General features: G+C 54.4%; 8 protein-coding genes and 1 pseudogene. 4 read left to right on the top strand and 5 right to left on the bottom strand.

Annotation, left to right across the window (positions count from 1 at the left end; genetic code table 11):
- The first annotated feature begins 562 nt into the window (after positions 1–562).
- Both ssp4 and ACSZPU_RS19830 read left to right on the top strand, forming a co-directional pair.
- Positions 563–1,525 carry an Ssp4 family T6SS effector gene (gene ssp4 / locus ACSZPU_RS19835; RefSeq protein WP_499002337.1) on the top strand — a complete coding sequence of 321 codons (963 nt, stop codon included), beginning with the start codon at positions 563–565 and terminating at the stop codon, positions 1,523–1,525.
- A 62-nt stretch (positions 1,526–1,587) separates the two neighbouring features.
- The gene (locus tag ACSZPU_RS19830) at positions 1,588–2,118 is read left to right on the top strand and encodes a hypothetical protein (RefSeq protein ID WP_499002334.1); all 531 of its coding nucleotides are present in this window, start codon (positions 1,588–1,590) and stop codon (positions 2,116–2,118) included.
- A gap of 60 nt (positions 2,119–2,178) precedes the next feature.
- Here ACSZPU_RS19830 and ACSZPU_RS19825 read toward each other — a convergent pair whose 3' ends face one another.
- The 3 genes from ACSZPU_RS19825 to ACSZPU_RS19815 all read right to left on the bottom strand — a co-directional run bounded on the left by ACSZPU_RS19825 (position 2,179) and on the right by ACSZPU_RS19815 (position 5,500).
- Positions 2,179–2,439, bottom strand: coding sequence for a SemiSWEET family transporter (locus ACSZPU_RS19825; protein ID WP_499002332.1), 261 nt, complete (start codon positions 2,437–2,439; stop codon positions 2,179–2,181).
- Positions 2,440–2,467: 28 nt separating this feature from the next.
- Positions 2,468–3,472 (bottom strand): LacI family DNA-binding transcriptional regulator, encoded by a 1,005-nt coding sequence (locus ACSZPU_RS19820; RefSeq protein WP_499002330.1) that lies wholly within the window; start codon positions 3,470–3,472, stop codon positions 2,468–2,470.
- A gap of 141 nt (positions 3,473–3,613) precedes the next feature.
- Positions 3,614–5,500: a beta-glucoside-specific PTS transporter subunit IIABC gene (locus ACSZPU_RS19815; RefSeq protein ID WP_499002328.1), complete on the bottom strand. Its 1,887-nt coding sequence runs from the start codon at positions 5,498–5,500 to the stop codon at positions 3,614–3,616.
- Positions 5,501–5,865: 365 nt separating this feature from the next.
- On the opposite strand from ACSZPU_RS19815, the gene ACSZPU_RS19810 reads away from it, so the two are divergent.
- On the top strand, positions 5,866–7,035 hold the full coding sequence (locus ACSZPU_RS19810) for a DNA repair protein (RefSeq protein WP_499002326.1): 1,170 nt from the start codon (positions 5,866–5,868) through the stop codon (positions 7,033–7,035).
- A gap of 151 nt (positions 7,036–7,186) precedes the next feature.
- Here ACSZPU_RS19810 and ACSZPU_RS19805 read toward each other — a convergent pair whose 3' ends face one another.
- Positions 7,187–7,957, bottom strand: coding sequence for a siderophore-interacting protein (locus ACSZPU_RS19805; RefSeq protein WP_499002323.1), 771 nt, complete (start codon positions 7,955–7,957; stop codon positions 7,187–7,189).
- 239 nt (positions 7,958–8,196) lie between these two features.
- On the opposite strand from ACSZPU_RS19805, the gene ACSZPU_RS19800 reads away from it, so the two are divergent.
- Complete coding sequence (locus tag ACSZPU_RS19800; protein WP_499002321.1) at positions 8,197–8,796, top strand: PadR family transcriptional regulator; 600 nt, start codon at positions 8,197–8,199, stop codon at positions 8,794–8,796.
- Here the strand turns inward: ACSZPU_RS19800 and ACSZPU_RS19795 are convergent.
- Positions 8,793–10,001, bottom strand: a pseudogene (locus ACSZPU_RS19795) (methyl-accepting chemotaxis protein); the annotation flags it as partial. The gene ACSZPU_RS19800 and the pseudogene ACSZPU_RS19795 overlap by 4 nt on opposite strands.
- Between the last annotated feature and the right edge of the window lie 74 nt (positions 10,002–10,075).

Genomic DNA, 10,075 nt, shown 5'->3' with positions numbered 1-10,075 from the left:
CGTAGCGAGCCATAGTTCAATATGTTGTTGAAAAAGACAGTTACTATAACTCAGGTGATTAAGGGACACAGCCTAGCACCCAATACGACCCAGGACAAACGTGTATCGGGCATCGATCTCCCCCGCCATGTTAAATGCTGCTAAAAAAGCCTTTTCGTTGGCTGAATATATTGCGACGTCTTAATTTCATTCTGTGATTATTCACGTTGAAAATACCTCGCATCATCGTAATGAAAAGATAGAAGCCTATTTTTTAGCAGGGTGAAGTTTGCCCGTTCGCTGTCTAAAATAAGAAAACCTTGCGGTATCGTTTGTCTTTTGACAGTAAAAAAGACAAGAAAATGGCAAGAAAAATAAAAAACTATCAAACAGTTATAAAGAAATAGTGTGTTTTCGCGCTAACCAGACGGGACAATCTTGTTCGTCATTATTACCGTCTGGTCTGGATATTGTGTGGCGAAATACATCCTCACACAGGAAAAAACATCGGTTTATTGCCCTTTGGGGTCCAGGAATAATCCTGGATTAATACTGCTCTACTCATCATTACAAGGAATGAAAAATGACGCTGCCCGGACTCAATCCCGAAGCAAATATGCTCGGCTACGATTTTGCTCGCTTTACTGGCAAAGGTGCGACAGATTTCAATTTCGATGCGCTTGGTAGCGCGATGGACTGTACGCGTGATTTTGCCCAGGCGGGGATTATCTACGCCGATGGCCCGGAACGTTATCTGGTGCGTCCCAGTAAACGCCATCCAAACGGGCAAAGCGGCATCGTGACCCATGTCATTGTGACAAAGCCTCCCACTCAGGGTTCGAAAACCAGCGTGGGTAAATCCTTAACCGATGCCGTTTCCGCGACTTCTCTCGGCCCGGAAATCGCCTCGACCGTGCTCTCCTGCGGCGCAATGATCATTACCGCTGGCGTAATGGCCACCGCGGGTGCCGCCGTGCCGCTCACTGCCGGAGCCAGCGGCGCGCTGGTCGCTCTCGGCTATGCCGGTGCTGCCGCCACGGGTTTGCAATGCATCAACGGCCTCTACCGTCTGTATGATCTGGTGGAAAACGGCGGCGAAGATGTGGCATGGCTCGATTCACAAGGCTGGTATAACGCCACCTCAACTGCGCTCGATCTTATCTCGCTGGCAAGCGCAGGCGGCGCACTGAAAGAGGCTGTCGTAACATGGCGCGCGATGAAATCCGTCTCGTCGTTAAAAGCCTCTCAGTGGCTGAAAGAGTACCCCCGTCAGGATCGCAAACGCCTGACGGAGCTCATCATCAAGCTGCAAAACCCCGGCATCAGCAATAAGGAAATCAAAGCCCTTATCCGGGCGGGTATTTATCCCAAACGCTTCCCGGTTGAACCTGTGCAGGTCGAGCTGACCCGGCAACTGAGCAACCTGGTAACCAGTGCAGCGGCGCTGGCGGGTAGCGCGGTGAGTGGCGTCGTTGCCTCGCCGGGCAATATTCCCAAAGCAGGTCGCTACATCGTGGGCACTATCCAGTCGCTGGCGGTACTGTAATGGGTCTTGCGACGTTAATTTCCGGCAGGTTTTTTTGCGACCTTCTGGCCCATGGACGGGAGATGGAACAGGTCATTGCCCGTGGCGATAACAGCCTGTTGCAGCATTCAACGCCCGAGCTGGAGCGCTGGTTTGATAAACCGCCCGCCGAACTGCCCCGGCAGAACGGGTTTCCGCTGGCGTTTGTGCTGCTGTTTTTCCTGGTCGCTTTCGCCTGTAACTTACTGACGCTAATGGCGATGTTGCCAAAACAGACGCCACCCGTCAGGGCGCTTATCTTCTTCGTGCCCGCAATCCTGTTTATTTTCAGCAATCTGACCGCCACCTACCTTATCGCACGTGGTAAGACATCCGGGCTGGCGTGGTATGGACTGGTGCACGGCGTCCTTACCATACTGAGTGCACTGCTGCTGGTGATAACCGTCCTGAATGGGCAGACACATCATACGGTCATCGTGCTGGTGTCGCTTATCATCATGCTGGCCTGTCGCTTTGTGTTTAACGGGTGCGGGTTTATTTTGTTTGTGCTGTACGGTCGCACACAGCGCATCGCAACCCTGTCTCGCGGGATGCGTATAAAATCAGGTCAGTAAGCACAAAACAAAAGCCGCCAGCGGGTCACGCATGGCGGCTTTGTTGTTTGTGGCTGGCCGTTATAACCCGGTGCTAAAGGTAATCAGGCCGAGCACGATACCGGGCGAGTTGGCTATCACAATCGGCCAGTTTTTCCGTTCACTCAGTAAACCATAAGTCACCCACAGCACGCAGTTAACGGCGGCGGCCAACGGCTGCATCGGGTTGGTTTTCAGGCCGTGCAGGTTATCGAGAATCAGCGGTATGTATGAGATATACATAAAACAGCAGGCAATGGTCGCCACCCAGCCCACAACAAAATGCGCTCTTGCGTACAACATTACGCTTCGCCTTATGACGTGTGATTATTCACTCCGCGTCAACGCGTCGGGCTACTGAATCCCGGCTTACCAGCGTTCCCTGATGAGAAAACACAGTTTCCTCGTCGGGATGCAATAAAATCTCGACCGCGTCGCGGATCATTTCATCCATCGGGACGTGGATAGTGGTCAAAGAAGGCGTGTAGTACTTACCAATCACCGAATCATCGAACCCGGCGAGCGAGATCTCCCCCGGTACCGTTTTCCCCGCATCCTGAAACGCTTTCGCCAGGCCAATGGCCATGTCGTCATTGGCGGCCAGCACGCAGGTGAACGGGATATTGAGCGCCAGTAGCTGGCGTCCCGCCTCGTAGCCGCTTTCCGTGCTCCAGGTTCCCCGCACCACCAGCTGTGGGTCGGGGCTGATGCCCGCTTTTCGCAACGCATCACGGTAGCCGCGTAAACGGCGCTCACCGGTCGGCGAACCGCAGACACCCGCGACAAATGCAATCCGGGTATGCCCCTGCGCCAGCAGATGCTCCACCATCTCTTCGCTGCTGCGTCGATGATCGGTAAACACGCATCGGTTTCGGTTTCTGATAAGTTCACGATTAATGACAACTATCGGCGTCGGACTGCCGTCAATGATGTCATCCAGCTCACTGACCGACAGATATTTGGGGTAGATCATGATGGCTTCACAGCGAAGCTCAAGGAGCAACCCAATCGCATCGCGCTCGTCCTGAGCGCTGTGTTTCCCGTCCGCAAGCACCAGTTGACGGCTGTGACCTTCACTGCGGGTCGCCGCCTGATAAACCATGCTTGAGAAGAACGGGCCGTTATACAGCCCGTTGGTGATAACCAGCCCGATCGAATTCGTTTTGTTATTAGCAAGATTGCGCGCCAGCAGGTTTGGTCGATAACCGGTGTCAGCAACGGCCTGCAAAATTCTGGCCTTCACCTCTTCCCGCACAAACACCTTCCCGCTTAACGCGCGCGATACCGTCGCCTTTGACACTCCCGCCATTCTGGCGACATCCAGTATCGTTACCATAAGAAAACCTCGATCAATGGGTGGCTCACACTGAGCCAGGCTGAACCGGCTCAGAAACATGCTGCAAAAGTGTGCTACTTGCGAAGCCCGCCGGGTCAGGGCGTGGCTTCATTGACACCATGTTCGTGCGCCCGCGTCTCCTTATGCCAGAGACATCAGCGGCGACCCCATCCCAATCGCGCCCTGAAGCTGATGCTTCGTTAGCGTGAAGTCTTCGCTGTTCACCACCAGTACCGGGGTCGTCAGGTCATAACCTTCACGTTCAATGCTGGCTTTGTCGAATTCAAGAAGAGGCGTTCCCGCTTTGACCACATCCCCCTCTTTGACTAACGGACGGAAATGTTGCCCCTGCAGGTTGACGGTATTTAACCCAACATGGATCAATAATTCAGCACCATTATCGCACAATAACCCAATGGCATGATGTGACGCGATCAAGGTCGCTACCGTCGCGTCGCACGGCGCCACCACTTTTCCCTCTTCCGGCTTAATGGCGATACCGTCGCCAAGTGCTTTCCCGGCAAACGCATCATCTGCCACGCTCTCCAGCGCAACCACTTCCCCTTTCAGTGGGCTGAGCATCTCAATGGTGCTTACCGCCGCGACATTCGGCGTCGCCTGCGCTTTAACCGACGCTGCGGGTTTGCTTTCTTCTTCGTTCGCCGGGTCTTCGAAGCCCACGAACTGCACCATCATGATGGTCAGGACAATCGCCGTGCCCGCGCCGACCAGTTCACCGATAAACGACATCGGTGCCTCGGGGCTAATGGCATTCACCAGGGTGAACAGGCCCGGCAAGGCGGCATAGGCGTAGTACAGGCTGCCGAACAGGCTCGCCACCACGGCACCAATCGCGCCGCCGATACAGCCACAAATAAACGGCTTTTTAAAACGCAGGGTGACACCGTAAATCGCCGGTTCAGTGATACCGAAAATCGCCGTAATCCCGGCAGACATGGAGGTCGCTTTCAACTGGGTGTTGCGGGTTTTCAGGAACACGCCAAATACCGCTGCCATCTGGCCGATAACCGCAATGGTCTGGTAGGCCTGGAAGGAGTCATAGCCCTGAGTGTCGAAGTTCGCCATGATCACCGGGGTAATACCCCAGTGCACGCCGAAGATAACGATAATCTGCCACACGCCACCAATCACTGCCGCCGCAACCGCAGGGGCCGCATGGAACAGCGCGTTATAGCCATTTGCCACGCCCATCGCTGCCCAGGTGGTAATCGGGCCAATCACGATCAGCGTCAGCGGCACAATCACCACAAAACAAATCAGTGGGGTAAAGAGCGGGCTGACCACTTCCGGCATCCACTTCTCGACACGACGCTCGAACCAGGAGAGCGCCCACACCAGGAACAGCGGTGGTAAAACGGATGAGGTATATACCGTTTTCGACAGCGGGAAGAAGAGGAAATTAATGCTCTCCCCGCCGGCAATGCGCCCTGCCAGCGCCGCCCAGTCCGGGCTAATCAGCGCGCAGCAGCAGAGCACAGCAATAAACGGGTTACATTTGAAATGGCGCGCCGCCGTAATGGCGATAAAGACCGGCAGGAAGGCAAATGGCGTCCAGGACATAAAGTTAAGCACGGCGAAGGTGCCCGTGGTTTTGATACCGGCATCAATCAGACCGAGGACAATCAGCAGCCCTTGCAGGATACCGGCCGCCGCCAGAATGTAGACAATTGGCGCGAACACCGCCGACATAGTGGCAATCACCGCATCCAGCTTGCGCGTTTTTTTCGGCGCGCTGCTTGTGGACCCCGTCTCTTTCACCAGGCCAGACATGGCGTTGAAGACGTCTGCCACATGGGTTCCGATCACGACCTGAAACTGCCCGCCGCTTTCTACCACCGCGATAACGCCAGGTAGACTTTGCACCTGACGTTTCGCATCAGCGGGTGTTTCATTGAGAACCAGGCGTAAACGCGTGGCGCAGCGGGTGAAGCTATTGATGTTCTCTTCCCCGCCGACCTCCCGGAGGATATCGCTTGCTAACTTATTGTAATCCCGAATAACAGCCATTTTTTTTCTACCTTTTATTATCGGTAACTGAGTCGTGCAACGAATGAAACCGGTTTCATGCTAACCTGGACAATCATCCATGCAACCGGTTTCATGGAAATATGAGAGCTAAATCACTTCATGAGGTGAATATGAAACAATCGGGAAGTGGGGAAAAAACGTACCGAGGAAGCATTTATTTCAGGAATACTAACGCACTGCAACCTGTCGCCTGTATTATGATTTCAACCATATCTGCGCGGCTGAACTGATGCTAATCTTTCAGTGTTGAACGCAGCGGCTGCGGTTACGACAATGAGCTTATTTCGTGTTTGATCATTAACAACTACCTTTAACTTAATCTTTAAGCGCCTTAGCGAAACGCCATGAACAAACCCATCAAACGGCTTGAGATCATTAAATACGCCATTGAACTGGAAGATGAAGGCATCATTCAGAGCCAGCTTCCGTTTCTGAAAAATGAAATCACGGACAGTGAGCTGGCTTTCATTGTTTGGGCGCTTGAAGAGAAGAACTTTTCCGATGCCTTGCGCACCATCAACGCCTGGCTGCAAAGCCAGCGCTCGGTGATGCAATGGCAGGATCCGCAGGTTGCCGCCAGCAAGCTGGAGCTTAAAGCGCTGGAAGAGCACCTGCGCGAGTTAATCGATAAGCGCAATACGCGTATTCAGCTGCTGGATGATTTCAACGATCTCTACCTCACCCGTCTCGGGCCGCTGATGTCGCAGATCCTGCGCCTGCGTAAGATCCTCGCCGAGGCCGCCGTGCGTCGTCAGGAAGCCGAAGCGCATCGCCGTGAGGCGGATTATCTTCGCTGCCAGCAATATCTGGCGCAGGCGGTGGATGTGCTGGTCACCCTGACCCGCCGCTGGCAAAGTTTTCCGCCGCAGTCCTCTCAGGCTGCGGAAGCACGCAAGCATTTGCAGCAGCAGAACGCGCTGATCGCCTCTTTGCTGGCCGAAGCGCAGGAGTTGGAAAAAGGGTTAACGCGTGAGGATGAACCGGCGCGTCAGGCGCGGGATGAAGCACGTCAGGAGTATGAAGACTACCAGGAACAGCAGCACGATGCCGAGCAGCGTTTTGGCTTCGAGCAGAAAATGTCGCCGGATGAGCGCGTTGAGCTGAAACGTCTGTGGCGCCAGGCCAGTAAACTGTGCCACCCGGATCTGGTGGATGACGCCTTTAAAGATGAGGCGCACGCCATGATGGTTCAGCTAAACCAGGCCAGGCAGCGTGGCGATTTGGGGGCGATTCGTATTCTCCTGACCCGTCTGCAGAAAGGTCTGGAGCCATTGATGGCAAGCGATCGTCTCAACGATCTTGCACGTTTGCGCCAGCGTATTCAGGAAGTGAAGCAGCATATCGCCAGCCTCATTGATGAGCTGAACGCGCTGGAGAAAGAGGAGTCGTGGCAACTGGTGTCGTCATTGACCGATCAGGAAGGGTATTTCCGCCAGCAAGAGAAAGCGCTCGCCGAGATTCGCCAGTCGCTGGAGCAGCAGGTGAGCGACGCCGAATACGACGAAGTGGCGTAATCCCACACCCTCCCGGATGCGGCGTGAACGCCTTATCCGGGCTACGCGCCACGCCATCCGATACACAACTGTAGCCCCGGTAAGCGCAGCGCCACCGGGGAATCGCACAGGTGCATAACGGCCCCCTCACCCCTTTGGAAACAGTTGCGAATTACTTCTTATGCCAGTACGCCTGGCCGCGCACCAGCTGCTGGTCAATCGCGTCCGTCTCAAAATGATCCAACAGCGATTTCACTATCTCGCCTTCACCCGTCAGCCAGATAAAATAATCTTCCGACGGCACCGCGACTGACGCCAGCTTATCCTTCACTGCCTGCGCGTCATGGCCAATCACCCACTCGATGTCGTACTCACCCAAATGGGCGAAATAATCTTTGTAAGCGGCATCCCCTACGGTGACCACCGCTTTCACTTGCGGGCGTACCGACAAAAGGCTTAACCCTTCCAGGCGACGGCGCAGCGCCGGCATCCCGGACTCATCGCACACATACAGCTGCCAGGCGTAATCTTCCGGTACCACCAGCGAACCGCGCGGGCCGCCGATCGTCAGCTTGTCGCCCTCATTCGCCTGCATCGCCCAGCTGCTCGCCACGCCGCCATCATGGATGAAGAAATCAATCGCCAGCTCATGGCGACTCTCGTCATACAACGGCGTGTAATCACGCGTTATCGGGCGCGGGCCATCGGCCCAAACAATGCCCTCGTCGGTCACCTGCGGGGGCGTAAATTCGCTACCCGGCTGTGGGAAAAACACTTTGGTGTGGTCGTCAAACCCGCGCGAAGTAAACCCTTCCAGCGCTTCACCACCCAGCACAATGCGCTGGAACCCGGCGCCAATGCGCTCGACGCGTAATACGGTTAACTCGCGAAAACGTAGCTCATTGCGGACACGCTGCGGATAACGTTGTTGTTTGGTTGTCATAATCGGCCTTCGTGAAGTTGAATACGATATATCTAATTTAATTTTAAATGATAATGATTGCTGTTTGCCGGGAAGACAAGCACTTTTTTAGATACATACAAGCATAAGCGCACAACTTGCAAAAATAAAAATAAAAAATCATTAATATCAAATAATTAAAAAAAATATCAAAAACAACCTTGTCTGATTTTTGTATTTAGATATAAATTAGATATATCAAATCAACTAAGGAGCAGAACATGCGACATCATCACGATGCGTTCGATGAAGAACGCCAGCAGGAACACGAAGGTGATCGCCCTACCGGACGTCGCGGGGAACATCATCGCGGCCATCACGGCGAAGCCCACCACGGCCGGGGCGGCGGCGGACGTCGTCAGCGCTTTTTTGGTCACGGCGAATTACGTCTGGTTATCCTGGATATCCTGACCCGTAACGCCAGCCATGGTTATGAGCTGATTAAAGAGATTGAAACCCTGACGCAAGGGAATTACACGCCAAGTCCGGGTGTGATTTATCCCACGCTGGATCTGCTGCAAGATCAGCAACTGGTTGTGATTAACGAAGAAGACGGCGGGCGTAAAAAAATCGCCATCACCCCGGAAGGTCAGGCGTGGCTTGCAGAAAATAACGAACATCTGGAGCACATTCAGGCACGCATCAAGGCGCGCGGCGTGGGCTACCAACTGCGAAAAGATCCGCAGATGAAGCGCGCACTGGAAAACTTCAAAGCGGTACTGGATTTGAAAGTAAACCAGTCAGAGATCAGCGCCGCACAGCTGAAACAGATTGTCGGCATTATCGACCGCGCGGCGCTGGATATTTCTCAACTGGATTAGGCCATTACCTCGTCTTCACGCAGGCGGAAGACTTTTACCAGCTCACGCAGATGCGTCGCCTGCTCATTAAGCGCCGCCGCTGCCGCAACGGACTCTTCCACCAGGCTTGAGTTCTGTTGAGTGGTGGAGTCAATCAGCCCAATGGCGCTGTTGATTTGCGAAATACCGTCGGTCTGCTCGCGGCTTGCCTGGCCGATCTCACGCAGGATCACATCCATCTCCTGAACGTTACTCACCATGCCATTGATCAGATTGCTGGCTTTTTCCACCAGCGCCATCCCCTCACGGGTCTGACTGGTTGAATCTTCAATAAGCTGGCGGATCTCATTGGCCGATGAGGCACTTTTCTGCGCCAGTTGGCGCACTTCACCGGCAACCACCGCAAAGCCACGACCATGCTCACCCGCACGCGCCGCTTCAACCGCCGCGTTCGGCGCCAGGATATTGGTCTGGAAGGCAATAGCGTCAATCAGGTTGATGATGTCAGACATGCGGTTGGACGTTTCGTTAATCACCCGCATCTTCTCGGTGACCTGTTTCATCATCTCACCGTTGTTTTTAACCCTGCTGGCCGCATCCGCCGACAGATTAGTGGCTTCGGTGGTGTGATCGGCGGTGTTCTTCACGGTGGCCGTAATCTGCTCCATGGACGAGGCGGTCTGTTCGACGGAACTGGCCTGCTCTTCCGTACGGGCTGCCAGATCCTGGTTCCCGGCCACGATCTGCGCCGCCGCGCTGGAGATACTGGCAGAACCGAACTGCACTTCCTGAACGATGTCCACCAGACGGGTTTTCATCTCCATCAACGCACGCAGCAGGATACCCGTTTCATCACGATGATCGGAGTGAATGGTGCGAGTGAGATCGCCGCTGGCAATCGCCTCGGCAAAGGTCACCGCTTCACGCAATGGACGCGTGATGGCCCGAACAATCACCCAACCCAACAGCGTGCCCACACCGATGCTGACAATCGCCAGGATTGCCAGCAGCAAGCGGTTGGTGTTGAAATCGCTCTGAACCTGTTCACCACCACGACGCATCTGTGCATCCTAGATAGCAATCAGCGCCTGCACTTTCTCTTTGTAGGCTTTCTGAATCGGCACCATTTTGATCATCATTTCGTTGACGGCCGCCGCGTGGTCACCGTTCTTCACGTCTTCCAGAATACGAAAACGCGAGTCCAGGAACTGCTGGCGCACTTCTTTAGATAGTGTCGTCACAAGATTTTAGCCCAGAGAGCGATGCATCTGATCTGGACGGCAGCGAGAAATGAGGCCGT

This window comes from Phytobacter sp. V69, from assembly GCF_965644215.1.
In the GTDB taxonomy this organism is placed as follows: Bacteria; Pseudomonadota; Gammaproteobacteria; order Enterobacterales; family Enterobacteriaceae; genus Phytobacter.
The sequence above is the reverse complement of the archived record's forward strand: the minus strand, read 5'-3'. Positions and strand labels throughout refer to the sequence as shown.